General features: G+C 54.9%; 20 protein-coding genes. 19 read left to right on the forward strand and 1 reads right to left on the reverse strand.

Annotation, left to right across the window (positions count from 1 at the left end):
- Positions 1-40 precede the first annotated feature (40 nt).
- The 16 genes from F3J40_RS09310 to F3J40_RS09385 all read left to right on the forward strand — a co-directional run bounded on the left by F3J40_RS09310 (position 41) and on the right by F3J40_RS09385 (position 21,399).
- Positions 41-3,889 carry a membrane-targeted effector domain-containing toxin gene (locus F3J40_RS09310; RefSeq protein ID WP_167014008.1) on the forward strand — a complete coding sequence of 1,283 codons (3,849 nt, stop codon included), beginning with the start codon at positions 41-43 and terminating at the stop codon, positions 3,887-3,889.
- Positions 3,890-4,055: 166 nt separating this feature from the next.
- Complete coding sequence (locus F3J40_RS09315; protein WP_167014010.1) at positions 4,056-5,516, forward strand: NAD-dependent succinate-semialdehyde dehydrogenase; 1,461 nt, start codon at positions 4,056-4,058, stop codon at positions 5,514-5,516.
- A 352-nt stretch (positions 5,517-5,868) separates the two neighbouring features.
- Positions 5,869-7,338, forward strand: a complete 1,470-nt coding sequence (locus F3J40_RS09320) for an aldehyde dehydrogenase family protein (protein WP_167014012.1) — start codon at positions 5,869-5,871, stop codon at positions 7,336-7,338.
- 30 nt (positions 7,339-7,368) lie between these two features.
- Entirely contained in the window at positions 7,369-8,037 is a 669-nt protein-coding gene (locus tag F3J40_RS09325) for a haloacid dehalogenase type II (RefSeq protein WP_017346409.1), read from the forward strand.
- A gap of 17 nt (positions 8,038-8,054) precedes the next feature.
- Positions 8,055-9,332: an NAD(P)/FAD-dependent oxidoreductase gene (locus F3J40_RS09330; protein WP_167014014.1), complete on the forward strand. Its 1,278-nt coding sequence runs from the start codon at positions 8,055-8,057 to the stop codon at positions 9,330-9,332.
- A gap of 43 nt (positions 9,333-9,375) precedes the next feature.
- Positions 9,376-10,980 carry an ABC transporter substrate-binding protein gene (locus tag F3J40_RS09335; protein WP_167014016.1) on the forward strand — a complete coding sequence of 535 codons (1,605 nt, stop codon included), beginning with the start codon at positions 9,376-9,378 and terminating at the stop codon, positions 10,978-10,980.
- Positions 10,981-11,008: 28 nt separating this feature from the next.
- Positions 11,009-11,965, forward strand: a complete 957-nt coding sequence (locus F3J40_RS09340; protein ID WP_017346406.1) for an ABC transporter permease — start codon at positions 11,009-11,011, stop codon at positions 11,963-11,965.
- Positions 11,962-12,813 carry an ABC transporter permease gene (locus F3J40_RS09345; protein WP_167014018.1) on the forward strand — a complete coding sequence of 284 codons (852 nt, stop codon included), beginning with the start codon at positions 11,962-11,964 and terminating at the stop codon, positions 12,811-12,813. Before F3J40_RS09340 ends, F3J40_RS09345 begins: the two co-directional genes overlap by 4 nt.
- Entirely contained in the window at positions 12,810-14,474 is a 1,665-nt protein-coding gene (locus F3J40_RS09350) for an ABC transporter ATP-binding protein (RefSeq protein ID WP_167014020.1), read from the forward strand. The genes F3J40_RS09345 and F3J40_RS09350 overlap by 4 nt, the downstream gene beginning before the upstream one ends.
- Before the next feature lie 86 nt (positions 14,475-14,560).
- Positions 14,561-15,892 carry an NAD(P)/FAD-dependent oxidoreductase gene (locus F3J40_RS09355; protein ID WP_167014022.1) on the forward strand — a complete coding sequence of 444 codons (1,332 nt, stop codon included), beginning with the start codon at positions 14,561-14,563 and terminating at the stop codon, positions 15,890-15,892.
- Positions 15,893-15,902: 10 nt separating this feature from the next.
- Positions 15,903-16,751 carry a GNAT family N-acetyltransferase gene (locus F3J40_RS09360; protein WP_167014024.1) on the forward strand — a complete coding sequence of 283 codons (849 nt, stop codon included), beginning with the start codon at positions 15,903-15,905 and terminating at the stop codon, positions 16,749-16,751.
- Positions 16,751-17,677: a 2-hydroxyacid dehydrogenase gene (locus F3J40_RS09365; protein ID WP_167014465.1), complete on the forward strand. Its 927-nt coding sequence runs from the start codon at positions 16,751-16,753 to the stop codon at positions 17,675-17,677. Before F3J40_RS09360 ends, F3J40_RS09365 begins: the two co-directional genes overlap by 1 nt.
- Before the next feature lie 134 nt (positions 17,678-17,811).
- A complete protein-coding gene (gene gabT, locus F3J40_RS09370) occupies positions 17,812-19,128 on the forward strand; it encodes a 4-aminobutyrate--2-oxoglutarate transaminase (RefSeq protein ID WP_167014026.1) in 1,317 nt (438 codons plus the stop codon).
- 141 nt (positions 19,129-19,269) lie between these two features.
- A complete protein-coding gene (locus tag F3J40_RS09375) occupies positions 19,270-19,782 on the forward strand; it encodes an Lrp/AsnC family transcriptional regulator (RefSeq protein ID WP_017346399.1) in 513 nt (170 codons plus the stop codon).
- A gap of 120 nt (positions 19,783-19,902) precedes the next feature.
- Positions 19,903-20,130, forward strand: a complete 228-nt coding sequence (locus F3J40_RS09380; RefSeq protein WP_167014028.1) for a hypothetical protein — start codon at positions 19,903-19,905, stop codon at positions 20,128-20,130.
- Between the two features lie 468 nt (positions 20,131-20,598).
- On the forward strand, positions 20,599-21,399 hold the full coding sequence (locus tag F3J40_RS09385) for a DUF4225 domain-containing protein (protein ID WP_167014030.1): 801 nt from the start codon (positions 20,599-20,601) through the stop codon (positions 21,397-21,399).
- On the opposite strand, the gene F3J40_RS09390 is transcribed toward F3J40_RS09385, so the two are convergent.
- A complete protein-coding gene (locus F3J40_RS09390; RefSeq protein ID WP_167014032.1) occupies positions 21,400-21,717 on the reverse strand; it encodes a hypothetical protein in 318 nt (105 codons plus the stop codon).
- 245 nt (positions 21,718-21,962) lie between these two features.
- Between F3J40_RS09390 and F3J40_RS09395 the strand changes: the two genes are divergently transcribed.
- The 3 genes from F3J40_RS09395 to F3J40_RS09405 are packed head-to-tail and all read left to right on the forward strand — an operon-like array spanning position 21,963 to position 26,433.
- Complete coding sequence (locus F3J40_RS09395) at positions 21,963-22,409, forward strand: GNAT family N-acetyltransferase (protein ID WP_167014034.1); 447 nt, start codon at positions 21,963-21,965, stop codon at positions 22,407-22,409.
- An 18-nt stretch (positions 22,410-22,427) separates the two neighbouring features.
- Positions 22,428-24,473 carry a hydantoinase/oxoprolinase family protein gene (locus F3J40_RS09400; protein ID WP_167014036.1) on the forward strand — a complete coding sequence of 682 codons (2,046 nt, stop codon included), beginning with the start codon at positions 22,428-22,430 and terminating at the stop codon, positions 24,471-24,473.
- 1 nt (position 24,474) lies between these two features.
- Positions 24,475-26,433 (forward strand): hydantoinase B/oxoprolinase family protein, encoded by a 1,959-nt coding sequence (locus F3J40_RS09405; RefSeq protein WP_167014039.1) that lies wholly within the window; start codon positions 24,475-24,477, stop codon positions 26,431-26,433.
- Positions 26,434-26,466: the final 33 nt, after the last annotated feature.

Raw genomic sequence — 26,466 nt, forward strand, 5'->3', positions numbered from 1 at the left:
CTGATGAGAGTTATTCAACTTCTTCAACGAGGCGATTTCTATGCATATCCAACAGTTTTCTCTTCCTGTCTTATCACGGATTGATGACGGGAAAGCGCAGAGCACTCCCCAAAGCCTGACTGAGCCCACTGCCGATCCCTTTTCTTGTTCGCACCACCGGGCTGCGCCATCCAGCCTGACCTCCCCCAGCAATGCCACATGGGCCACCTTGTTTACGCCGCTGCAATGTGCGGTTGAACAGCTGAACCATGCACTGCCATTGCCAGAACAGGCAGTGTTAAACCGTCTGGAACAGCAGTTTAGCGACGTATTTCCGTCACTCGCGGGCAGTGTGAAACTCGGACAACTGGCGGTCAGCACACCCTATCATCACAAGACACAGCCGCTGACCGACCTTTTCTGGCTGAGTGCGGCGCAGAGGCTGCCGTCCAGTCTGACCCGACATGGCGAAATAGTGCCGCTACGGGGCAAACAGCAGGACGTGATCAAGACGCTCAACAGCGCTGAGGCGAAATCACGGCTGATGAAGATGCTAGCGAATTGGCATCCAGAGGAGGCTATCGCCGCCATGCACATCGCGCTGGATCGATTCTGGCAGCAACCTGCCGGTTTTAGCCAGGGGCTGCCTGTAGCAAGCTGGCTGGAAAAAATTTTGTGCAACCAGCTAAGCCTTGAGCTTCAGCAGCGGATTCAGGATGGCTCGCTGTCTGAAATCGGACAGACGCTGTTGCGTGAGGTGGTTGAATATCGCGCTGCCGCCAGAGGCTGGTTTATCCTCTACGCCGACCCAGATGACAACATCCCCGCTTACATCATTACTGAGCACTTACCGAAGAAGCAGGCTGGGTATGCCATCCTGTGGCGGCCAGGGCAAGCACTTCAGACATTTGACGATCTCAGGGCGATCCCCCAACTTGCACAACCTCATGCAGCACTGCTTACCCTAAAAGACGATCCTTTCAAACACCGGGTGGCGGCGATACGGGAATGGCAGCAGGTGCAGGTACGCCAGGCAGTGGAAGACGGGGTAGAAGCCCTGGCTGAAGGGGCTTCGCTGAGGCGCTTTATACGCGATCTCAACAACAGTGACGACCTGCGCGACTGGCTTGATTTTACGGCGATTGCCGATGCAAATAGCGAGTTGCAAGCACGCATCAGGCTGGATACATGGCTGCACCAGCGGGAGCAACATGAACGGCCCGGCGTGCGCATGGCCTGGTTAGCAGCGGTACAACGTTTAAAAACTTGCCGCCTCGAAGCTACCACGACCAATTGGCCAGAAACGCAGAGCGTAGAGAAGATTGAACGCTTCGCGGCGGAACGCCTCAAGACCGTGGCAAAACAACGCTATAACGCCTCTATCGATCCCGATGGCATTCAGCTTAATTTGCCTCAGTTAATTCAGGAGGCGGCATCACCAGTGGGGGGCTACACCTACAATGGTGAACGCACCCGACTGGAACCGGACTGGCGTAGCCTGACGGAGTGGAGTCTGGAAAACATTGGTTGGCTGCGTGCCTGGAATCAGTTCAGTAAGGTCAGAGGCACCTCATTAACGGCGGATCAATTGACGGCGTTGGTACGAGAGGCGGATATCGGCACGCACTATACGCGTCAAATTCGTCATCTGCTGGCGGATTCGGCGGAAGGCAAACATATCCAGGACAGGTTCCAGCGTCTGACGCTGGCGCAAATGCGGGTAGAGGCACTGACGGCCAGCATTAACGGTGACTTTCTTCCTGCCAGCGCAAAGGGGGTAAATTGGGTTCAGGCCGTGTTAGATCACCCAGATCCGACTACACGATCGACTATTAACCGCCATCAGGTGCAGGTGCATGCACTAAAAATAGGTGAGCACCTGGTGCCGGGGGCGTTCACCTTTAGCGACACAGACCCTGCACACCCTCAACATGTTGTGGTCTATTTGCCTGGCGCACCTGATGGGCGGCTGTTTCGCGAGTCCACCCATGCTGCAAACCTGTTTCGCCAGATGCTGCGCCAGCCAGCGATGAAAATGTATTTCTATCAACGGGTGGGGATCCGTGGAAAACAGACGCTCGAAACCGCATTCCCTTTTCGTGGCCCGGCAAAGATAAACCTGCATCGCGAGTTAATCAGCAGTGATTTTATTCAGACTCACTGGCAACAGGTCGTGACGCAGGCGCTGGAGGATGTTGCCAAAGTGGCCACCACCACGCAACAGGCTGATAAGGCGTCTACACAACATCTTCTCAAGGTGACCTCCTCAGCCCTGTTCAGTTTAGTTGTTCCGTTTATGCCAGCCGCAGTGGCGATTCCCGTGACACTGATTCGGGTGGGTATCCATACCTCTCTGGGGATTAAGTCCTGGCACGCGGGAAATAAAGAGCAGGCGGCCTGGGATTTCATTGACGCCTTAGCGGCGCTGACCGATGGCGTGGCCGCAGGGCAACATGGCCGTTGGCAGCAGCGTCGGCGTAAGGCGTTTGGCGATCCGGCACTACGTCCTTACCGTATACCTGCTCTGGATAAACGCGGTTTACACTTGCTTGAGCAACACGTTTGGCAATCGGCGGGGGGAGAGCAGTTCATCAAGTTAGATGGCCATTTTTACAAGAGTGCGCTGCGTAACGGAAGGCGGGAAATTTACGCCACGTTTAATCGTGAAGACACTATTCCGGTGTTGTTGCGCCACGGCGAATGGCAACCGGGCCGAAGAGGGCGACTGGTGGGGGGAGGGCCTGCACAATCGCTTCCACGCCTGTCTGAAACGGAAGCTGTGGCACTGAACAATCGCTTTGGGGTTCCTGTGGAGTCACGCGCCGCTTTTCAGCAGCAAATAGAGCGGCCCCACTTTTTTAATTCTGCGTATTCTGGCAGCAGCAGCCGCGAGCTGTTTTTTAAAAGACAACAGTTACTGCTGGCAAGCGCCGAAGCCGCGCTCTCGCAGCCTCAACGACCCGCCAGACCGGCCGTGCCCGATTTCCAGGCGAACAGGCCTAAAAGCTTTATCAAAAGTGTTTACCGCCAAGGACAGGGGCTGGTGCTAGGGGAACGACACGATGCCATAGCCAGCAAACGCTTCTTGCTGGAAAACTTTGCAACGATGAAAAAAGCCGGGGTAAAAACCTTCTATATGGAGCATTTACAGACCGATCTGCACCAGGCCGATCTCGATGCGTTTATGCGCACGGGTCACATGCCTAAAGGCCTAAAGCGCTTTCTACGCAGTCTTGATAAGGGGCATCACACCGATCCCGGTAAAAAATATACCTTTGAAAAAGTCGTGATACGCGCACGTCAGCATGGACTGCGTATTGTGCCCGCAGATGTCGCCACCGGCTATTACCTGAATGGCCTGCAGACTGACCTCCCAGCGCCGCGACAAAAAATGTTTAACTACTATGCCAGCAGCCAGATTAATCAGGGCGGGGAAGGAAAGTGGGTCGCACTGATGGGGGACAGCCACGCTAGCCAGTTTTCTCAAGTGCCGGGTGTAGCCGAATTAACGGGGGCTACCAGCCTGCGCATCAGTGATGGCCCTAAAGGATCTACCAGGCGGTTAGCTGCCGATGGCGGGCACTATTACCCCTATGATTCCCTGAATTGTGATTTCCCCGGTGGTGCCTGGGTTCAGGCTGATTATCATCTCCAGCTTCCGGGCGCACAGCGTCCAGCCACTTCCGCCCAACGGTTAACGCAGCCAGGGATGTTCATGATTGAAAATCATGCGAACGGTGAACCGGTGCTGAGCCATGCCACTCGCAGTGGATCAATCGAACAGGAAACGATTCAGCGTGATAGTCGAGGCGTTTTTATTCAGCATCCTGCTTTTGTCCGGCACCGTTTTGCTGACGTTCCGGCGCTGGTGGTGGCACTGGAACGATCGGGGATGAAATATGCCGATTGAATCGCAACGCCTGCATCCCGCTTTGCCCTCGGCGCGGCATAAAATTTTTTCCTGTAGGAAAAAACGCCGTTCAGATGTTCTACGCTGAGTGTTAACAACATCCTGCGCTGTGTAGCGGGGGGTAAAGTGAATCAATGATGCTGCGAACCTGATCTTAAGAGGATTTATGTCACGTATTAAACTGAACGATAGCTCGCTGTTATGCCAGCAAGCGCTGTTTGCCGGCCAATGGCAAGGTGCGCAAAGTGGAGAGACGCTGAAGGTTACGGACCCCGCTACGGGCGAGACACTGGCGGCCATTCCTGCGCTCGGTGCAGCAGAAACCACGGCGGCGATAGACTATGCCGAGTCAGTGCGCATCTCATGGGCAAAAACTCCCAATGCACAGCGTGCCGTGTTGCTGGAAAAATGGCACGAGCTGATTCTGCACCATGCGGACGACCTGGCAGTAATCATGACCGCAGAGCAAGGTAAACCACTGGCGGAAGCCAAAGGCGAGGTGCTGTATGGGGCAACCTTTGTGAAATGGTTTGCGGAAGAAGCCCGGCGGATCTACGGCGATACAATCCCTGCGCCGACAGGCGATCGACGTATTCTGGTACTGAAGCAACCGGTGGGTGTGGCGGCAGCCATTACCCCATGGAATTTCCCGATTGCGATGATCACGCGTAAAGTCGCTCCGGCACTGGCGGCGGGCTGCCCAATCATTATCAAACCTTCTGAACTGACGCCGCTCTCTGCATTGGCGCTGGTGGTGCTGGCCGAACGTGCAGGCTTCCCGTCTGGGGTCATCCAGATCCTGACCGGGCTGCCAAAAGCGATCGGCGAAACCCTGACGGCGAGCCGCACCGTACGCAAAATCTCCTTTACCGGATCGACGCGCGTTGGGCAGTTACTGATGCAACAAAGCGCCGACAGTATCAAACGGCTCAGCCTGGAACTGGGGGGCAACGCACCGCTGATTGTGTTTGATGATGCAGATATTGAGATCGCTGTCGCGGGCGTGATGGCGAGTAAATTCCGTAATGCCGGACAAACCTGCGTCTGTGCTAACCGCATTCTGGTGCAGCGCGGTATCTATGAGGCATTTAAAGATCGTCTGCTGGAAGCGGTTGCCACGTTGCAAGTGGGCGATGGTTTTGCACAGGGCAGTACCATAGGACCATTGATCAATGACAGCGCCGTTGAGAAGGTGAAAAGCCATATTGACGATGCGCTGAGCCACGGGGCAACGCTACTGGCCGGGGGTGGCAGCCATGGGCCTGGGACGTTTGTGACTCCCACCGTGTTGGGTAACGTGACCAGCAACATGCGCATTGCCCATGAAGAAACCTTTGGCCCGGTCGCGCCGCTGTTTATCTTCGACGATGAGGAAGAAGCGGTGGCATTAGCTAACGATACCCCGTTTGGCCTGGCCGCTTACTTCTTCACGGAAAACATTCGTCGCGCCTGGCGTGTGGGTGAAGCGCTGGAGTTTGGCATGGTCGGTTTCAATACCGGCGCTATATCACTTGAAGTCGCACCTTTTGGTGGCATTAAATTATCCGGTATTGGTCGTGAAGGATCGCATTACGGTATTGATGAATACCTTGAGCAGAAATCTTTCCACTTTGGCAGCCTGAATTAAAACAACGTAATAACGATTATCAAGCGCCGGTTGTGCATAACAACCGGCGCTTTTTTATTTTGTGCGCAAGATCTCTCTTTCATGCTTCTCGCCGTTTTAGTGCAAGTTTCATGCTGGTTGCACCAAAGGGAGGCGGTAAAATTGTGAGCTAAATCATCTGCTTAATTGTTCGGCAATTCAGCAAGATTTCCCGTGGGAATACGGCAGAAAATTTTTTTCCGCCTATTTAAACGCATTTTAATTTTTTGCCTGACTGGCATACTTTCTGCATTAGCTTATTCATGTCGGTAATAACAGGCGCGGAAAAATAATTCTTCAGCTTGTCACGGTTGTTACAAATAAGGATTTCTCCATGTTAAGTTTCGACCCAGATAAAGTCTCTCTGCCCGTAGGCCATTATATCGATGGGCAGCATATTCAGGCGCAAGGCACTGCCTTTGCGGTTAAGCGTCCTTCCGATGGCAAGGTCTTCGCCACGTTGTATGAAGCGGATGCCGCGCTGGTGGATCGTGCCGTGCAGGTTGCGCATCGACGAGTGAAAGAGAGCGGCTGGGCGAGCTGCCCACCACGTGAACGTGGCCGGGTACTGCGCCGCTGGGCGGACCTGATTGAGCAGGATCTGCTGTTGGCACAGCTGGAGTCACTCGGTTCAACGCGTCCAATCAGCGACGTGGTTCAACATGAGATTCCGTTTACCGCCGAAGCCATTCGCTTCTATGCCGAGTGTGCCGACAAATACAGCGGGGATGTTTTCCCTACCCGCGACAGTAGCCTCGGCATGTTGGTGAGTGAGCCTTATGGCGTTATCGCTGCGATCACCCCGTGGAACTTCCCGCTGTCGATGGCTTCATGGAAATGTGGCCCGGCACTTGCCGCCGGTAATGCGGTGGTGCTTAAACCGTCAGAACTTACCCCATTCTCAACCGTAAGAATGGCAGAACTGGCTATTCAGGCCGGTTTGCCAGCAGGCGTGCTGAACATTATTCAGGGCGGTGGGGCAGTAACCGGCAGCTCGCTGGTTAAACACCCTCTGGTACGCAAAGTCTCCTTCACCGGCTCAACCCTGACGGGGGCACGCATCATGAGTGATGCCGCGCAGCACGGCATGAAACCGGTCACGCTCGAACTTGGCGGCAAAAGCCCGCAGTTAGTGTTTGACGACGCAGGCGACCTCGATGTGCTGGCGCAACGCATTATGCGGGGCTTCACGGCAAACGGAGGTCAGGCCTGTGTGGCCGGCACCCGTTTAATTGTGCAGCAAGGTATTGCCGCAGCGCTCACCGACCGACTGGTAGCACTGTGTCGTGAGGTCCAGCCCGGTGTGACCTGGCACGAGCAGAGCCGCTATGCGCCACTGATCGATGAACGCCAGGGCTGCAAAGTCGCCAGTGTGGTCGCCGCAGCAAAAGCACAGGGTGCAGAAGTACTGGTCGGCGGGGAGCGTTTCGGTAATACCGACGCGGGCTGGTTCTGGCAGCCGACCTTGCTCAGCCACGTTAACAGCGACAACCCGGCCGTCCAGCAGGAAATTTTTGGGCCGGTACTGACAGTGCAAACCTTCAGCGAGGAGGAAGAAGGGCTGGCGCTGGCCGCGCATGACACCTACGGGCTTTGCGCAGGCGTACACACACTGAGTCTGCCGCGCGCACTGCGCGCCATGCGAGCCATTGAAGCGGGTACGGTGTGGATCAACCGCTACGGTCGTTCCGGTGACTTTATTATCCCGACCGGGGGCTTCCTTGGGTCTGGTATTGGTAAAGATTTGGGCCGTCAGGCGTTTCAAGCCTGCCAACGGCAGAAAAGCGTATTAATCGATTTCTGAGTGTACTCAATTCAACGATGAGGTGATGGAATGGCGATCTTTAAACCTAAGTATATTACGTTTGATACCTACGGCACGCTGATTAACTTTGATATGGCAGGTGCAGCAGAGCGCTGTTTTGCCCAACGTGTTGAACCTGCGCGTATGGCAGCCTTTACCACTGATTTTGCCCGCTACCGTATGGATGAAGTCCTCGGTGCCTGGAAACCCTACTATGACGTGGTGAGCAATGCGCTCCAGCGTACCTGCAAAAAGTGGGGCGTAGCCTGGGACAAAGCCGACAGCGATTTTATCTACACGGACTGCGCCACCTGGGGACCACACCCGGATGTGCCAGCCGGTTTAGCCAAAACCGCCGAAGAGTTCCCACTGGTCTTGCTGACTAACTCCATGGACAACCTGATCACTCACCATGTGCCTCGCCTGGGTGCGCCGGTTCACATGGTGATCACCGCTGAAGAAGTCGGGGCGTATAAGCCGCAGATGAAAGGCTTCGAATACATGCTGGATAAGCTCAACTGCGGCCCGGAAGACATTCTGCATGTCTCCTCGAGCCTGCGTTATGACCTGATGACCGCACACGATCTCGGCATTAAGAACAAAGTCTGGGTTAACCGTGGGCATGATTTTGCCAACCCGGCATTTGGGTATACCGAAATTAAAGATATCGGCGGCTTGCCTGCTGTAGTGGGACTCTAATCGCGGAGGGCGGTGGAATGAAACTGGAATCTTTCTGGCAGGCAACAGCACCGGTATTCAACGGCGCAGCCACAGCACCTTTACCTGCACGCGCAGACGTCGTGGTGGTAGGAGGCGGATTTACCGGCATGTCTGCCGCCCTCAATCTGGCACGCAGCGGCGTTGACGTTGTGCTGTTGGAAAGCGGCAATGTGATGAGCCAGGCCTCTGCGCGTAATGGCGGTCACTGTAACACTGGGTTGGCCCAGAACTTCTCTGCGCTGGTCGCCAGCAAAGGGCTGGAACAGGCGAGCCGTTTCTACCGTGCTTATGACGGAGCAGTCAGCTACGTCCAGCAGCTGATTGAAGAAGAGAACATCGACTGCGATTTTCGCATGTGCGGCAAGATCAAACTGGCCAGCAAAGCGTCGCATTTTGCCGGCCTGCGTGATGCCTGGCAGATGATGCGCACCACGGTTGATCCTGACGTCGTGCTGTACAGCAAAGATGAGATTCGCCAGGAAGTCGGCAGTGATAACTTCCACGGTGGTCTGCTGCAAAAGCGTGGTGGCCAGATGCACATGGGCAAATTTGGCATCGGTTTAGCGCAGGCAGCGGCTAACAGTGGGGCGAAGATCTACCCCCATCATGCGGTGAAGGGAATGACCCGTATCAAAGGGCACCAGCATCGCATTCAGACCGCCCAGGGTGAAATTATTGCAGACAAAGTGCTGATGGCAACCGGCTGTTCGAACGTCGGGCCCTTCCCGTGGTTCCAGCGCCGCATTGTGCCGGTCGGCAGCTTTATCGTGGCGACTGCGCCGTTGGAACGTGCGCTGATCGAGGGGCTGCTGAACCAGGACCGCACTTATGTCACCTCCATGAATATTGGCAATTACTTCCGCACCACCGCTGACAACCGCCTGATCTTTGGCGGCCGGGCGCGATTTGCGGTGAGTAATCCCACTTCTGACACCAAAAGCGGTGAAATTTTACACCGTTCTATGGTGGAGATGTTCCCGGCGCTGGCAGCGGCCAGCATCGACTACTGCTGGGGTGGCATGGTGGATATGACCGCCGACAGATTGCCGCACGCTGGCGAACACGAAGGGGTGTTCTACTCCATGGGATACAGCGGACACGGCACACAAATGTCGGTGTGGATGGGCAGTGTGATGGCCAATCTGCTGATGGAAAAGCGCGTGGACAACCCCTGGCAGCGCGAGGATTGGCCTGCACTGCCGGGCTACCACGGCAGACCCTGGTTCTTGCCGCTGGCGGGGCTCTATTACCGATTCAAAGACCGGATTTCCTGAAACGCATTTTTATCAATAACAGTTCATTTTGAGGGGTGTGCAGATGAGTAAATTTAATAAAGAGTCTGGCGCAATAAATCCAGCCCTGACCCAGGCCATTACTGAAGCGCGGTTATCGCGCCGGGGTCTGATGAAGTTGTTATCCGCAGGTGCAGTGATGAGCACGGGCCTGGTGGGTTTTCCTGAAACCAGCTTTGCGGCCGAGACCCCCGTCAAGGGCGGCAAGCTGCGTGCCGCATTTGCTAACGCCTCTGCCACCGACACACTCGATCCCGCCAAGGGCAATAACAGCGGTGACTACAGCCGCCAGTACATGTTCTACAGCGGCTTAACCGAGCTGGATAAAAGCCTGACCGTTCAGCCCGCGCTGGCGGAAAGCTGGCACTCTGATGACGGTATCACCTGGCAGCTGGTGCTGCGTAAAGGGGTGAATTTCCATAACGGGCAGCCGTTAACCAGCAAAGACGTGATCTACTCGCTGAGTCGCCATAAAGATCCTGCCGTGGCCTCCAACGCTTTTAAACTCGCAGAGCAGTTCAAAACCTTCACCGCCGTCAATGATAGCGAGGTGAAACTGGAGCTATCTCAGGCGAATTTTGATCTGCCGTTTATGCTCTCATCCGCACCTTTCCTGATTGTCCCGGATGGAACCAAAGATTTCAGTAAAGGCATCGGTACGGGACCTTTTGTTCTGAAAGAGTTCCAGCCGGGACTGCGTACGGTGGGGACACGCAATCCGAACTACTTCAAGCCAGGCTTGCCGCATCTGGACGAAGTGGAGCTGTTGGGAGTGACCGACCAGGCGGCACGCGTCAACGGGCTGTTCTCTGGCGATCTGCATATCGTTTCTACGTTGACCGCCTCTGACTGCAAGCGCATTAAAGCCAGCAGTGATTTTGCCGTGCTGGAGAGTAAATCTGGCATGTATACCAACCTGATCGTGCGCACCGACCTCAAGCCAGGCAGTAACGAAGATTTCGTGCTGGCGATGAAGTACCTGCAACCGCGTGAAATGCTGGTGAAGACCGTGCTGCAAGGCTATGGCGATGTCAGTAATGATACGCCAGTGCCACCCTGGCATCCGCTGTATAACGCCGATCTGAAGCCGCGTGCGTTGGATGTGGAAAAAGCCAAATTCCACTTACAGAAAGCCGGTATGACGGGGCAAACCGTGGAGATCATTACCACGCCAAATATCGAGGGTTCGGTGGAAGGCGGGCAGCTGATCCAACAGTTTGCCGCGCAGGCTGGACTGAAAGTAAAAGTCCGACGTGTGCCTTACGACGGCTACTGGTCAACACACTGGACCAAAGATCCCATCGGTTACGGTTCCATTAACCCGCGCCCAACGCTGGATATGCTGTTCTCGCAGTTTTATCTCTCCAGTGCGCCGAACAACGAATCTGGCTGGAAAAACCCGCAGTTCGATCAGCTGGTCGTCGCGGCACGCGGTGAACGCGATCAGGCGAAACGCAAGCAGATGTATGGCGATATGCAAACCCTGATTTATGACCACTGCGGCACCATCATTCCGACCTTTATCAGTGCGAATGACGGTTACAGCAAAAAAGTGAAAGGGGTAGAGGCCTGGCCAACGGGCATGATGATGGGTTATCGCTTCCATGAGTTCGCCTGGCTTACGGCCTGATTGTTCTGTCTGAAGAGGGGGTTCGCCGATGAACCGATACATGATGTTCCTGATTGCCCGCCGCGCCGGTGCTGGCATTCTGACTTTACTGATCGTCTCGGCGGTGGTGTTTTTTATCACCAGCTTGTTGCCCGGCGATGCCGCACAAATGATCCTCGGGCAAAACGCGACGCCAGAGACGGTAGCCGCGTTACGCCAGCAGTTAGGGCTGGATCAACCCCTGCTGATGCGTTACTTCAGTTGGCTGGGCGGTATGTTGCAGGGCGATTTTGGCACCTCTTTTGCCAGTCATCTGCCGGTTATGCAACTGGTGTCACAGCGCATTCCCGCCACGTTCGAACTGGCGGGGATCACCACGGTGATCTGTGTGCCGTTGGCGCTGACGATTGGCATTATCGCCGCGATGAATCGCGGTTCCCTGCTGGATCGGGCGTTGGTGATCGCCACCATGGCAACGGTTGCCGTGCCTGAGTTTCTGGTGGCAACCGTCGCGGTGCTGATTTTTGCCGTGAAGCTGCACTGGGTGTCTGCGATGTCGCTGGGCGGCGCACATCTGGATGTGATCAGCTATCTCAAAGCTTATGCGCTGCCGGTGTTAACGCTGTGCTGTGTGCTGGTCGCACAGATGGCACGTATGACCCGCGCAGCCATCATCAACCAACTGGACAGCCCGTACCTGGAGATGGCGCGTCTGAAAGGGGTTTCGCCGATCCGTGCGGTACTGCGTCATGCTTTACCGAATGCCGTCGGGCCGATTGCGAATGCTATCTGTCTGAGTCTCTCCTACCTGTTCGGCGGCGTCATTATCATTGAAAGCATCTTTAGCTATCCGGGCCTTGCCAGCCAGTTGGTGGATGCCGTGAGCAACCGCGATCTGCCGGTGGTGCAGTTCTGTGTGATGCTGTTTGCTGCGTGTTATCTGCTGTTGCTGCTGTTGGCAGATATCCTCACCATCGCCTTTAACCCTAAATGGAGAAGCGCATGAGAATTTTATTGCTACCGTGGCGTTTCTTTAGTGCCCTGTCCATTTCTGGACGACTCGGGCTGACGATTTCCCTGTTCTGGTTGCTGATGGCGCTGTTTGGTAACGCCCTGGCCCCCCACAGCGTAGAAGACATTGGCGGCGGTCCGATTCTGGGTGGTTTCACCCATGAAAACCTGCTGGGTACGGACTATCTCGGACGCGATATGCTGAGCCGCGTGCTGTATGGTGCCCGCTTCTCCATTGGCCTGGCGCTCAGTGCAGCCCTGCTGGCAAGCCTGGTCGGTACCTTGCTGGCCCTGCTGGCGGCGGTAGCCGGACGCTGGATCGAAGAGCTGCTCGGCCGCGTTAATGACGCACTGCTGGTGCTGCCAGGCAAAGTGTTATCGCTGATGATTGTTGCCGTCTTTGGCTCTTCACTGCCGATGCTGATCCTGACCGCTACGTTTACCTACTGGCCCGGTGCTTTCCGTATTGCCTTCGCCATGGCGAGTAGCCTGCGCAATATGGACTACGTTCGTGCTTCTCGCTTGCGTGGTGAGAGCCGCTGGTATGTCGCGATCCATGACATCTTGCCGAATATGCTCCACCCGATGCTGACCGACTTTGGCCTGCGTTTTGTCTACATCGTCCTGTTGCTGAGCGGATTGAGTTTCCTCGGACTGGGGGTTCAACCGCCGTATGCCGACTGGGGCACGCTGGTGCGTGAAAACTTGCAGGGGCTGTTTGACGGATCACCCGCCGTATTGATGCCAGCACTGGCCATTGCCAGTCTCACCATCGGTGCCAACTTGTTTATTGACAGCCTGCAAGCGATGCGTCCACTGACGCTGGCGAAGGAGGGAGCATGAACGTGACACCCCACTCTGCACGTCCTGTTATTGCGGTAGAAAACCTGCGTGTGGTTGCGCATACCGACAGTGGCAGTGAGATCGATCTGGTCTCCGATATCCGTTTTACCGTGCAAAAAGGTGAAGTGCTGGCGTTGATCGGTGAGTCTGGATCGGGCAAGACCACCATTGCCATGGCGCTGATGGGCTATGCCCGCCAGGGCTGTAGCATTGCCGGTGGCACGATCCATGTTGCCGGAACCGATGTGCACCACCTCAGTGCTGCCCAGCTGCGCGAATTTCGCGGTAACAAAGTGGCCTATATTGCCCAGAGTGCCGCAGCTTCGTTTAACCCTGGTATGAAGATTATCGATCAGGTGATCGAGCCGGTGGTGATCCACGGCACCATGACGCGTAAAGAGGCCAAAGCGAAAGCGCTGGCGCTGTTCCGTGAGCTGGCGCTACCCGATCCCGATCACATTGGCGATCGCTACCCGCATCAGGTGTCTGGTGGCCAGTTGCAACGTTTAATGACGGCAATGGCGCTGATTGGCGATCCGGATGTGGTGATCCTCGATGAACCGACCACGGCGCTGGATGTCACGACCCAGGTCGAAGTGCTGAAAGCGTTTCGTCGCGTGGTGGCACAGCGTGGTGTGACGGCGATTTATGTCAGCCACGATCTGGCGGTGGTCGCGCAGATGGCCGACCGTATTCTGGTTCTGCTGCGTGGACGCATTGCTGAATATGGCACCACGGAACAGCTGATCGGTGCGCCGCAAGAGCCCTATACCCAACAGCTAATGGATGCGGCCCGTCAGGCGCCACGTCCGAGTAGCTGGCTGCGTGCGGACTCCGAGATGCAGCCGCTGCTGGAAGTGCGCGATCTCTCGGCCGGTTATGGCCCGCGTGACAGCAGCGGTCAGCCAAAAAATCTGATTCTGGCTGACATTAATCTACAGCTCTGGAAGGGACAGTCGATTGGCATTATTGGTGAATCAGGGTCGGGAAAAACTACGCTGGCGCACGCCATTGCGGGCCTGAATGCGCCTTGCCACGGTCACCTGTTGTTTAACGGCCACTATATTGCGGGGGACATGCACAAACGCCCTGACAATGAACTGCGCCGCATTCAGTACGTCTTCCAGATGGCGGATACCGCGCTGAACCCGGCGCACAGCGTGGAGCGCATTTTGAGCCGACCGCTGGCACTGTTCCACGGCCTGAGCGGTGCAGCACGCCAGCAGCGCCTTTATCAACTGCTGGATCTGGTGCGACTGCCGCGTGCAGTGCTGGATCGCCGTCCCTGGGCGTTGTCGGGCGGCCAGAAGCAGCGCGTCAATCTGGCCCGTGCTTTGGCGGCCGAGCCAGACATCATTCTGTGTGATGAGGTGACCTCTGCACTGGATACTGTCGTGGCTTCTGCGGTGCTGGATCTGATCAATGAGCTACGCCGTGAACTGGGGCTGTCGGTGATTTTTATCAGCCACGATATGCACGCCGTGCGTGCTGTTTGTGACGATATTGTCGTGATGAAGAGTGGGCGTATTGTGACCCATCTCCCGCGTGAAGATTATGATAAACCGAGTACTGAGCTCTATTTCGAGCGCCTCAAACGCGCCGTGCCAGAGCTACGGCAGGGCTGGCTGGATGAGCACGAAGAAGTGTTAAAGGCGGAGTAGCCGCAGATGGCGTTCAGCTTCACCGTAAAACAGACGAATTGAGCAGTGAGGGGAATCCCTCCAGAAAATACAGAGGTAACAAGGCTATGCCAGCACCAATACGCTACGTCCAGGACAGTGCATATTTCCCCGATTCCGCTGATGTCGTGATCATCGGCGCGGGGATTGCCGGTTCAGCCGCCACCTGGGAACTGACCCGAAAAGGCTTAAAAGTTGTGCTGGTAGAGAAAGGTCTGGTGGGGTGTGAACAGTCCAGCCGCAACTGGGGCTGGTGCCGCCAACAGAACCGTGATGAACGTGAACTCCCGTTGATCATCCATGCGCTGCAACGCTGGGGTGAACTCGGTGACGAGACCGGTGAAGAGCTGGGTTTCCGCCGTTCAGGACTGGTCTACGCCACCGGCAATGAGAGTGATATTGCCGCGTGGGAAAAGTGGGGCCAGATGGCAAAACAGTACGGCGTGCGCAGCGACATTCTTAACGCCGAACAGGCCAAGGCGATGACGCCAGGCAGTACCAGCCGCTGGTTAGGCGGTGTCTCCTCCCCAACCGACGGCCATGCTGAACCGCGTCTGGCCTCCGCCGGATTAGTGATTGCTGCACAGCGCCATGGCGCTCAGGTCTTTCAGCAGTGTGCCGTGCGCGGGCTGGACATTTCCGCAGGTGCGGTGAGCGGCGTCTGGACCGAACGTGGCCTGATTAAAACCACCCGTGTGATCTGTGCTGCCGGTGCCTGGACCTCAATGTTCTGTCGTCGCCACGGCATCGATCTCCCGTTAGGTAACGTGATAGGCACGGCATTCCGCACCTATCCCATTGAACAGGCGATTGCGCTGCCGCTCTACACGCCAGGCTTTGCCTGTCGCCCGCAGATCGACGGCAGTTATACCGTTTCGGTATCGGGGCGTGGACGTCTGGAACCGGGGGCGCAGGGCATTCGCTATGCGCGCCAGTTTATGGACACCTTCCGCAGTCGCCGTAAAAATCTGAAGTTCCGTCCGGGCATCCGGCCATTCCTGCGCGGGCCAGAGGCGTTTGGTCGCTGGGAGTTTGACCAGCTTTCGCCCTTTGAGCGCGTGCGCATTATGGATCCGGATGCCGATCAGGCCATTGTGCAGGAGGGGCTCATGGCGATGCGCAAAGAGTATCCGGCGCTGGCAAACCTGCGCGTCGCCCAATCCTGGGGCGGCATGATCGACAGTACGCCGGATGCCATTCCGGTGATCTCAGCGGTGCCAAAATTGCCGGGTCTGATCTTATCGGCCGGCTACAGTGCGCACGGTTTCGGTATCGGTCCTGGCGCAGGGCGGCTGGCAGCGGATCTCGCTACTGGCGATACACCGATTGTCGATCCCACCCCCTACCGTTATTCCCGCCTGGTGGATGGCAGCGATCTTGCCGCGCCGGGCATGATGTAAGGAGACAGCCATGAGCATCATCATTCGTACTATGACCGCCGCAGATCTCAACGCCTGCTACAGCATGACGCAGCATCTTAAATGGCCACATCGACCGGAAGACTGGCAGCAGGCGCTGGCGTTGGGGGAGGGCATCGTGGCAGAGGATCAGGGTGAACTGGTCGGCAGTGCCATTGGCTGGCGTTGGGGTGAACACTACGCCACGCTGGGTTTAGTGATCGTCAGCGATGCGCATCAGGGTCGAGGCATTGGTAAGCAGTTAATGCTGGGGCTGCTGGAAAAATATCCCGGTTACAACGTGCGCCTGCACGCGACGGAAATGGGCAAAGGGCTGTATGAAAAGCTCGGTTTTCGCAGCTACGGTCATATTCAGCAGCACCAGACGCGGGCACTGGCGAGTCTCCCGACAGTGGTGCTGCCGCAAGGCGTTAGCATTCATCCCGCGGGCGTGGAACAGGCTGCACAGTTAACGGCGCTGGATCATCAGGCGCACGGTTTGCTGCGCCCCACACTGATCGACCAACTCCTCAGCAGTGCAACGGTGCAGGTCGCCCGGCAGGAAGATGGCAGCGTGCGTGGTTTCGCCGCGCTGCGCCGTTTTGGTCACGGCTGGGCAATTGGTCCGGTGATTGCCGCCGATCTGGCTACTGCCCAGGCGTTAGTCGCTAACTTGATGCAAGGCCTGCAAGGTGAGTTTGTCCGTATCGATACCGATGGCAGTCTGGCTCTGGGAGAGTGGTTAAATACCCTGGGGCTGGTGCAAGTCGATGCACCCGTGCTGATGGTAAAAGGCACGCCATGGGCGGCACAGCCCGATGGGATGCAGCCGTTCGGCCTGATGACACAGGCGATGGCATGATGCAGATCGTTTATAAATCGGAACCGCAGCGTGGATTGCTGTGGCAGCAGTGGCTGGCACAGCATGCACCGGATATTCAGCTGCACCTGTGGCCGGAAATCGGCATTGCGGAAGAGGTTGAGGTGCTGGTGGCGTGGCAGCCTCCCGCTGATCTGATGACGGTGTTCCCAAATCTGAAACTGTTGATCTCGGTGGGTGCCGGCGCGGACCAGTTCGATCTCACTCAACTGCCTGCCAGCTTGCCGGTGGTACGGATGATCGAACCTGGCCTGACGCAAGGCATGGTGGAGTATGTCACCTTTGCTGTGCTTGGCCTGCATCGTGATATGCCGCGCTATTTCCAGCAACAGCGCGCCGCACAGTGGCAGACTCATCCCATTAAACCGCCAGCGCAACGGCGGGTAGGGGTGATGGGGTTAGGAGAGCTCGGGCAGGCAGCGATCCAGCAGTTAGCCTCACTGGGTTTTGACTGTGCTGGCTGGAGTCGCTCCCCGCGTCAGATCCCCGGCGTACAGTGCTTTGCCGGTAATCACCAGCTAGCTGACTTTCTCGCCCGTACCGATATTCTCATCTGCCTGTTGCCGCTAACCCCGGAGACCCGGGGGTTGCTTAATGCTCAACTGTTTGCTCAATTGCCGCGTGGTGCCTCTCTGGTACAGGCAGGGCGTGGACAGCAACTGGTGCAGGATGATCTGCTGTCTGCACTGGAGAGCGGCCAGCTTTCTGCCGCGGTGCTGGACGTGACCGCTCCTGAACCGCTTCCTCCCGAACACCCCTTGTGGCGGCATCCCGCGATCTGGCTAACGCCCCATATCGCCAGCACTACACAGGCTGAAACAGCGCTCGCCGCGTTGCTGGAGAACCTGCGTCGCTGGGAGCGAGGAGAAAGTTTACGCGGTGTGATTGACCGCCAGCAGGGTTATTAATCTTCAACAGATTTTTGCTGTAAGTGTGCCGATTTTGACAGGAAATGCCGCAGGATCGCCAATAACGGCAGCAGAAGATGCCAGCAGATTGCGATACTTGAGCCAATCAAATGTGACGTGGATAGGGGTTTAAAATGCAGAATGTCATGACAGAACAACAGACCTGGTCGGACAACAATGTGTTACTGGATGCGCGTGAGCAGAACGTGCCGCGTGGTATTGTTACTGCCCATCCGCTGGTAATCGAACGTGCGAAAGGTAGCGAAGTGTGGGATGTAGAAGGGAATCGCTATCTCGACTTTGTGGGTGGTATCGGTGTGCTGAACGTGGGGCATAACCATCCGGCGGTAGTCAATGCGGTGACTAAGCAGTTAGGTCTGGTCTCACACGCCTGTTTCCAGGTTGTGGCTTATCCCGGCTATATTGAGCTGGCTCAGCGTCTGAATCAGCTGGTGGGCAAGGGCGAAGCCTATAAGAGTGTGTTTTTCACCAGCGGTGCCGAAGCGGTAGAAAATGCGGTGAAAATTGCGCGTGCACACACGAATCGACCAGGTGTGATCGCCTTTGATGGCGCGTTCCATGGCCGTACGCTGTTGGGTGTGACCCTGACCGGGATGAGCCAGCCATACAAGCAGAACTTTGGTCCGTTCCCCTCAGACATCTATCGTCTGCCATTCCCTAATCCACTGCACGGTGTGACCGAGGCTGACTGTCTCAAAGCGCTGGACCAGCTGTTTGCGGTGCAGATCCTGCCGGAGCGTGTGGCGGCAATCATTATCGAACCGGTTCAGGGTGACGGTGGGTTCCTGCCAGCGGGTGCCGCCTTTATGCAGTCTCTGCGCCGCATTACCCAGCAGCATGGCATTGTGCTGATCTGCGATGAAGTGCAGACCGGTTTTGGCCGTACCGGCACTATGTTTGCCTTCCAACAATTGGGTATTCAGCCGGATCTGGTCACCGTGGCGAAAAGCCTGGGTGGCGGCCTGCCCATCTCGGGAGTGGTGGGGCGTGCTGCCATGATGGATGCACCGACACCGGGTGGTTTAGGTGGCACCTACGGGGGGAATGCGCTGGCCTGTGCAGCAGCACTGGCGGTGCTGGATCTGCTGGAGCACGATAATCTACTGGAACGCGCGAATCAGTTGGGCGCACAGCTTAATGCTCGTTTGCGCCAACTGGCTGAAAAATATGCCTGTATTGGTGATGTGCGTGGTGTTGGCTTTATGCAGGCGGTGGAAATTCTTGATTTTGAAACCGGTAAGCCGGATGCCGCGCTGACGCAAAAAATCCTCGACAGTGCCTGTCAGGAAGGGCTGTTGTTGATTAAGTGTGGATTACATCGCAACACCGTGCGTTTCCTTGCGCCACTGGTCACCACCGATTCTCAACTGGAAGAGGCGCTGCATATCTTCGATATCGCGCTGGCTCGCGCCACGGGTCGCCTGGGATAATCGTCTTTCCTCATTGATTTTGCTGGAATAATTACATAACAGTCCCGATGATGCCTGCCAGCGGTAACGCTGGCACAACCAGGGCAAAGCATGCTATACCATCGGGATATCCTGCACAGTTGTTTAACAATGAGGGGTGCTATGAACGGCTTAATGAAATTAGACCGCATCGATATCAACATTCTGGTGCAACTGCAAAAAGATGGCCGTATCAGCAACGTCAATCTGGCAGATGCAGTCGGACTCTCACCCAGCCCCTGCTTGCAGCGCGTGAAGCGCCTTGAACAAGCCGGTTTTATCACCGGTTATGAAGCGCATATTAATCTGACCAAGATCACAGACTCCGTGACGGTGTTTACTGAAGTGACGCTTTCTGGCCACCGCCGCGAAGACTTTATGAAGTTTGAGAATGCGATCCGCGAAGTGGACGAACTGCTGGAGTGCCACCTGATTACTGGCGGCTACGACTATTTGCTGCGCTTTATTACCCGCAGTATTGAACACTACCAGGAAGTGATTGAGAAACTGCTGGATGCCCAAATCGGTATCGACAAGTATTTCAGCTATATCGTGATTAAATCCCCGATCATGAAAAGTACGGTTCCCCTGCGTTCTCTGATTGCTAAACAGAACTCCGTGGAATTTGGTGCTTAAGCCACACTGCGCTGTGCAGGTTTTATTATAGATAGAGCTTGCATAGCCGTTTTCTGTCTAAGGTTATTGCAAAAAGTGTGGTTTGATGGCTGACTAGAAAATTCATTCAGGTTTTATTTGGTGATGATGTTGTTAAGTGGTTTTATTTTAATGCTGTATAACAGCCAGACTTTGTATCCTATCCTGATTGGGAAAGCAGCAGGAATAAGTGAATATGATGTAAGTGTACACGCTAAAAGAATGTTCCAGTCAGAAATGTCTACTATCAATAAAGAGAAAAGTATTATCGAAAAGAGGCATTTAAACAGTAGTTTGAATCTTTTAACTATTTCAGGAAGAGATTCATGAAGTTCCATCGTGTTATCTTCGCTGATAATCTGACAGAGGAATATATCAACCGGCCTAAACCCTGCTGCCAGTAGCGTCTCTTCATTTACCTTATCCAATTGTCACTTCCTTACCCAAATACTATCGTGACGCAAACTATTCACTAATCCGCTGTTATCCGTCAACTTGGTTTATATTTATTTACATTGCAATCGAAAGTGGCATTTTTTAATGAATGGCAATTGGGTGCATGTAATGAATTTCACGTAACTGAGAGGGGTATTTCATAACTGAAAAACTCTCTACTTCGCGGTGAATTAACTGAATAACTTACATTATCTACTAATAATAAATATTTCTCTCGCTCAGAACGGTCTTGTTGTTATTTTAATTTGAGTGTGAGATAAAAACGCGCTGTTAAATTTTAACCTCTGTGCAGAACGCTTTTGTCGTTCTGCGGTTTACTATTATCTAAAAAAGGAAGCGATAATGGATATTACCCACTTCAACGGGCAGCGTGACCGTGCCTGGGCTGTGAATATGATTAATCTTGAGGCCGGAAAGTTAACCTCTTTGGCAACAAAGATAGGCGCTTACCATCTTAAGGATGGACTGACACGGTTATCTTTCCTCAAAGAGGTTCAGCAGTTCATAGAGAAACAATTTGCTATTGCACGAACAGCTAAAAGCTCGGAGGCTTTACTTGAACCATTTAAAGCATTACGTGAAGAGAGTGAGCATCTGCAGGAACAAGACCGAACATTACGTTTAAAAATTGCTAAGGTTTATGCTCAGGTAGAAATCGTTCGGGATGAAAATAAAATCGTAGGATATATTATCACTGGTGTTACGTTGATCTTAGGCGTGTTTTCAATAGTTGCAGGCTTATCTCTCTTTGCAACACTCCATCCTGTGGGAATGGTTGCTGGTGCGGTTCTGGTTATTGATGGTTTTAATACAATTTCTAAAGAAATTGTGAGTTCCATTAGTGGGGATAAAAAATATGAAGGTATGGTAGCAGATGAATTTATTTCTATGGCTAAATTTTTAGGATTTAGCCCAAAAGTAGGGCTTGCGACATACAAAACTATAAGCTTAGCTGCGAACACATTTAATGTTTTCGGTTTGTTGAAAAAGAAAGGGACATTTTCATTGTTTAGGCATGTTCCACGTGATTTCTATAGAAATGCTGATAAAATGTCCAGCTCGATGCTTACGATAAAAGTTGTTGGTTTTGGGCTTGAAGCAAAGGCTATTATAGGTGTTATTAGTGCTTCTGTAGAAGAATAACTAAATAACTCTGCGCTTGGCCTTCCAGGAAATATACGCTAACCTGGAAGGCATTACTGACCAGATTATCACTTCACATGTCATTACTGTTATTAATAATGCTTTGAAGTGAAGCTCTGGTCCATTTACATACTTTAAAATAAGTAATGTTAAAAATAAAAAGTTAATCCAGATATTTAAAGTGAAACGCGCGGAAAGGCTTCTTACAAGAAAGGAAAAAGGCTCCTTTCTGTTCTTGACTGCATTTTGCAACATCATAATCTGCATGGAGTCAAACCCTGCCGCCAACAATGTCTCTTCATTCACTTTATCCATCATTCTCTTCCTTATCCCTACGCCACAGTGGCGCAAACTATTTACCAATCACCAACACTCGTCAACCCGCTTTATCTTTATTTACATCCATCGCGTTTAATTATGACTGACTCAAAAGTTCATCCGCAGCATAAAATTTCATTTCCCGGGAAAATTCGCGCTGTTTGCGACGCTTTGCTCGGCAGTTTCAGCAACCGCCATCACATCACCGTCTTACAATAAATTTCCCCCCACAACCGGAAGCCACCATGAGCAGCCTGAATATTGCCGACCAGCAGTGGCAGCAAGATGAATTTGAGATTTCAACCTGCCGTGAACGGCTGGATATCGACTGGATCCATCATCAGTTGGCGGAACGCTCTTACTGGGCCAAGGGCCAGCCGAGGGCCAAAACTGAGCGTGCCATAGCCGGTGCGCTGCCGTTTGGCCTCTATTATCAGCAACAGCAGATTGGCTTTGCTCGCTTAATTACCGATTACACCCGTTTTGGCTGGCTGTGCGATGTCATTATCGATGACAGCTGGCGTGGTCGCGGTTTAGGTAGCTGGCTGGCAACCTGCGTCCGTGAACACCCGGAACTACAAACGGTCCACCGCTGGATGCTCTCGACCAATGATGCTCACGCAATCTACCAGCGGCTCGGCTGGCGCGTGGTGCAGGAACCACACAAGTTGATGGAATTCCCTCTCTCCTGATTTGGAGCTTTACTCACCATGGGCTACCGCGTTGGCGTTGATATAGGCGGATCGTTTACCGATTTCGCCGTGCTGGATCAGCACACAAACCAGATCCACACCCTGAAAGTCCTGTCACGGCCAGACCAGCCAGGCAGTGAAATTCTTACCGGCCTACAGCAGCTTCACCAGCGAGACAACATCGATCCGCAGCAAATTGACTACTTCACCCACGGTACTACGGTGGGCATCAATGCGGTGATCCAGCGGCGCGGCGTGAAACTGGCGCTGTTTGCTACCGAGGGGTTCTGCGATGTGCTGGAGCTGGCACGGCTGAAAATCCCCCATATTCACGATCTCTTCTCACGACGCCCATTACCGCTGATTAGCCGCGATCGGGTCTTTGCGATTGAGGAACGGACCGATCGTGATGGCCGGGTATTACAGCCGGTCAATCGTGCCAGCGTGCTGGCGGCTATTGACGCAGCACAGGCCGCAGGCTGCCAGGGTATCGTGGTTTCATTACTGCACAGCTACCGAAATGGTGAAAATGAGGCAGCAGTAAAAGCGATCATTGCTGAAGCTGCACCTGAGCTTTTGACGTCGTGCTCTTCCGAGATCTGGCCAATCATCCGTGAATATGAACGCACCATCACGGCAGTGATCAATGCTTATGTGCAGCCGATGGTCATTAACTATCTGGAGAAATTTGAGCAGGCGCTGTGCACCATGGGCGTTAAGCCGCCACCGCGTATTACCAAGTCTAATGGTGGGGTGATGGGGGTGGAGCAGGCGAAGCGCGAGTGCGTGCAGATGGTGTTATCTGGTACGGCATCCGGCGTTATAGGGGCCAGTTACATCGCCACCCACTGCGGTTTCGACAAAATCCTTAGCCTGGACATTGGCGGCACCAGTGCCGATGTCGCGGTGATTGTAGATGGGCACGTTGCCCAGGGTAATGGCGAAATTATCGGTGATTTCCCCATCTACATCCCTTCGGTAGCCGTCACTTCGGTCGGGCAGGGGGGCGGATCGCTTGCATGGATCGACGGCCAGGGCGTGTTACAAATGGGCCCCGACAGTGCAGGGTCGCTGCCAGGGCCTGTCTGTTTCCGTCGTGGCGGCACGCAGCCTACCGCAACCGATGCTTTTGCTGCCTGCGGTATGATCGGCCATGGTGACCTGGGGTACAACGCCGTGCAGGTGGACGTTGCAGCCGCTCGTGCGGCCTGGCAGCCACTGGCCGATGCGTTGCATATCTCCGTTGAAGAGACGGCGGAAACGGCGATCCAGTTGGCTATCTCGGGGATGTATGGTGACACCAGTGGCCTGCTTTCTCGCTTTGGCCTTGATCCGCGCGAATTCTGGTTCCTGGCCTTTGGCGGCGCAGGGCCAATGATGGGCTGCTTCCTTGCGCGGGAGCTGAACATGAAAGGGGTTATTGTACCACCCACGCCTGGCGTGCTCTCGGCACTGGGTGGCCTGGTGGCCGATATTCGTAATGATTTTATTCGCACGCTCTACAGTGATCTCGATCTGCGTTTGGCCGATAAACTCGCCACTGAAGCGGAAGCCCTGAGTCAGCGCGCCCGACAGTGGTTAGCCCACGAACACGGTGTGCTACCCGTCACTTTGCAGTTCAGTGCTGATATGCGCTATCGCGGCCAGTCGTTTGAAATTGAAGTTCCGCTGCAACTCTCCTGGCTGCATCAGGCTGATGTCGGCGCTATCCATGCCGCTTTCGATAGCCAGCATCAGCAACTGTTTGGGCACTGTGATGCGGACGCAGCGGTGCAGATGATCAACCTGCGCCTGGTGATCACTTCACCTACGGCGAAACCGCAGCTCAATCGTCTGCCGCCTGCCAGTGGCGCGGTGGAGGTGGTTAAATATACTCAAGCCTGGATCGATGGTGCGACACATCAGGTCCCGGTGATTGCCCGCCATACGCTACGCGCCGGGCATCATATACCTGGCCCGGCGATAATCGCTCAGGATGACTGCACCACCTGTGTTCCACCGGCCATGGAGGTCAATGTCGACCACTTTGGCAACCTGCTGATCACCCATGTGGAGGGGGAATAAGATGGCGATTGACGGACGTAACCTACAAATTTTGGCGAACTACTGCGCTGCGGCGGCTGATGCCATGGCCTTCACCCTGATGCGTACCGCCCACTCTACCTTTGTAAAAGAGACGGAAGATTTCTCCTGTCAGATTGTCAGTCGTGACGGGATGGCGTTTGCCTCGCCGCGCAGTTTTGGCGCGCCCTGGTACAGTGGCATCGACTATGCGCCGGTTCTGGCGTTAATCGAAGATTATGCCGAAGGGGATATCTGCATAACCAACGACAGTTACGCCGGTAATGTCGCGACGCACTCGCCGGATATTCATATCTGGAAGCCGGTCTTCTGGCAGGGGGAAATTGTCTGCTTCGTGGTGGGGCATATTCACAATACGGACGTCGGTGGCGCTGTGCCTGCGTCACTTTCACGTTCGCTCAGCGAGATTGTGCAGGAGGGCATTCGCATACCGCCGCTGAAAATCATGCGCGGTGGCGAACTGAACGAGGATGTCGCGCGGATTATGCGCCTCAATGTGCGCGTGCCGGATCAGAACTGGGGGGATTTCAAAGCGCAAATTGCCTCGGTCAACGTGGGGGAGCGCAAAATTCATGACATCATTAAACGCTTTGGCCTACGAGACTTTGTGGCGGGTATTGAAGGTATTCTGGACTACGCCGAACGTCAGGCGCGCAGTATTATTGCCACCATTCCCGACGGTGAATACTTCTACGCGGATTATGCCGATGAAGATGGCGAAGGCGGTTATCCCTGCCGGGTCGCGATCACGCTGCGAGTGCAGGGAGAGACGCTGGAGCTGGATTATACCGGCAGCGATCCGCAGCTGGCCTCTTCGCTGAATATGCCAACCGGTGGGCGCGAACGGCATCCGTTGGCGCTGGTCGGCGTCACTTATGTTCTCTCGACGCTGGATCGTAACCTGTTGTTGAACGCCGGTACACTACGGCCAACGCGCGCCATTTTACCGCCGGGCACCATTATGAACTGCGAAGCGCCTGCCGCTGTCGGCATGCGGTCGTTGACCTGTGCGCTGTCACAGATTGCGACGATTGGCGTCTTTTCGCTGGCGATGCCCGACCGGCTGCCTGCCAATTCGCCGGGTGGTAACTCCATTATGAATATCCGCACCAGCGACAGTCGGAATCGTAGCGTGGTGGCCTCTCTTGGCCCGGTAGGCGGCGGGGCCGGGGGGACACCGCGCCACGATGGGCCAGACGGTTCTGGTGGACTCTCTGCGTTTCTGAAAAACACCCCGGTTGAGATCAACGAGGCTGAAGTGCCGATTCGCTTTCATCGCTACGGCCTGAAGCCAGACAGCGCGGGTGCCGGACGTTATCGCGGTGGTCTGGCAACGCAGATGATATTCGAAGTGTTTGCCCCGGAAACGGTGATTACTGCACGTAACCGCAATCGTTCGGTGTTTGCTTCTGCGGGAGTATTGGGCGGGCGCGCAGGGGGATTATCGCACTTTCGTACCCACCGTCAGGGGAAGGTGATTGAACACGGTAATACCGATGTGATTCGTTGCCAGCCGGGAGACGTGGTTGAAGTGTGCGGGCCGGGCGCAGGGGGGTATGGTGACCCGGCGCGGCGCGATATTCAGGCAGTATTGCAAGATGTGCGCTGTGGCTTTATTACGGTTGGCGCCGCGCGTGAACAGTATGGTGTGGTGATTATCGATGGACAAGTCGATGAGGCTGCCAGTACAGCATTGCGTGCGGAGATGCCTGCCAGACAGGGCCATTTTGATAAAGGGACGGCGCGTGAGGCCTTTGAAGCGCTATGGACGCCGCAGCGTTATGAACATCTGACGGCATTTCTTGCGGCTGCGCCAGTCAGTTGGCGGCATTATCTGAAAACCCAGGTGTTTCAGGCGGTTGAAGCCAGCGGCGAGGAAGCTAATGTGAGCAAAATATTCCGCACATTGCGGGAAAAGTTCCCCGACCTGATGGCGGGTTAGCAATAAAACAGCCCCGGTCAGTGCCGGGGCTGT

The organism is Candidatus Pantoea multigeneris (assembly GCF_011752615.1).
Classification (GTDB): Bacteria; Pseudomonadota; Gammaproteobacteria; order Enterobacterales; family Enterobacteriaceae; genus Pantoea; species Pantoea multigeneris.

Bases quoted from the DNA above. Each gene is read 5' to 3' on its own strand.
- F3J40_RS09310 (WP_167014008.1), top strand. From the start codon at position 41: ATGCATATCCAACAGTTTTCTCTTCCTGTCTTATCACGGATTGATGAC.
- F3J40_RS09315 (WP_167014010.1), top strand. From the start codon at position 4,056: ATGTCACGTATTAAACTGAACGATAGCTCGCTGTTATGCCAGCAAGCG.
- F3J40_RS09320 (WP_167014012.1), top strand. From the start codon at position 5,869: ATGTTAAGTTTCGACCCAGATAAAGTCTCTCTGCCCGTAGGCCATTAT.
- F3J40_RS09325 (WP_017346409.1), top strand. From the start codon at position 7,369: ATGGCGATCTTTAAACCTAAGTATATTACGTTTGATACCTACGGCACG.
- F3J40_RS09330 (WP_167014014.1), top strand. From the start codon at position 8,055: ATGAAACTGGAATCTTTCTGGCAGGCAACAGCACCGGTATTCAACGGC.
- F3J40_RS09335 (WP_167014016.1), top strand. From the start codon at position 9,376: ATGAGTAAATTTAATAAAGAGTCTGGCGCAATAAATCCAGCCCTGACC.
- F3J40_RS09340 (WP_017346406.1), top strand. From the start codon at position 11,009: ATGAACCGATACATGATGTTCCTGATTGCCCGCCGCGCCGGTGCTGGC.
- F3J40_RS09345 (WP_167014018.1), top strand. From the start codon at position 11,962: ATGAGAATTTTATTGCTACCGTGGCGTTTCTTTAGTGCCCTGTCCATT.
- F3J40_RS09350 (WP_167014020.1), top strand. From the start codon at position 12,810: ATGAACGTGACACCCCACTCTGCACGTCCTGTTATTGCGGTAGAAAAC.
- F3J40_RS09355 (WP_167014022.1), top strand. From the start codon at position 14,561: ATGCCAGCACCAATACGCTACGTCCAGGACAGTGCATATTTCCCCGAT.
- F3J40_RS09360 (WP_167014024.1), top strand. From the start codon at position 15,903: ATGAGCATCATCATTCGTACTATGACCGCCGCAGATCTCAACGCCTGC.
- F3J40_RS09365 (WP_167014465.1), top strand. From the start codon at position 16,751: ATGCAGATCGTTTATAAATCGGAACCGCAGCGTGGATTGCTGTGGCAG.
- gabT (WP_167014026.1), top strand. From the start codon at position 17,812: ATGCAGAATGTCATGACAGAACAACAGACCTGGTCGGACAACAATGTG.
- F3J40_RS09375 (WP_017346399.1), top strand. From the start codon at position 19,270: ATGAACGGCTTAATGAAATTAGACCGCATCGATATCAACATTCTGGTG.
- F3J40_RS09385 (WP_167014030.1), top strand. From the start codon at position 20,599: ATGGATATTACCCACTTCAACGGGCAGCGTGACCGTGCCTGGGCTGTG.
- F3J40_RS09390 (WP_167014032.1), bottom strand. From the start codon at position 21,717: ATGATGGATAAAGTGAATGAAGAGACATTGTTGGCGGCAGGGTTTGAC.
- F3J40_RS09395 (WP_167014034.1), top strand. From the start codon at position 21,963: ATGAGCAGCCTGAATATTGCCGACCAGCAGTGGCAGCAAGATGAATTT.
- F3J40_RS09400 (WP_167014036.1), top strand. From the start codon at position 22,428: ATGGGCTACCGCGTTGGCGTTGATATAGGCGGATCGTTTACCGATTTC.
- F3J40_RS09405 (WP_167014039.1), top strand. From the start codon at position 24,475: ATGGCGATTGACGGACGTAACCTACAAATTTTGGCGAACTACTGCGCT.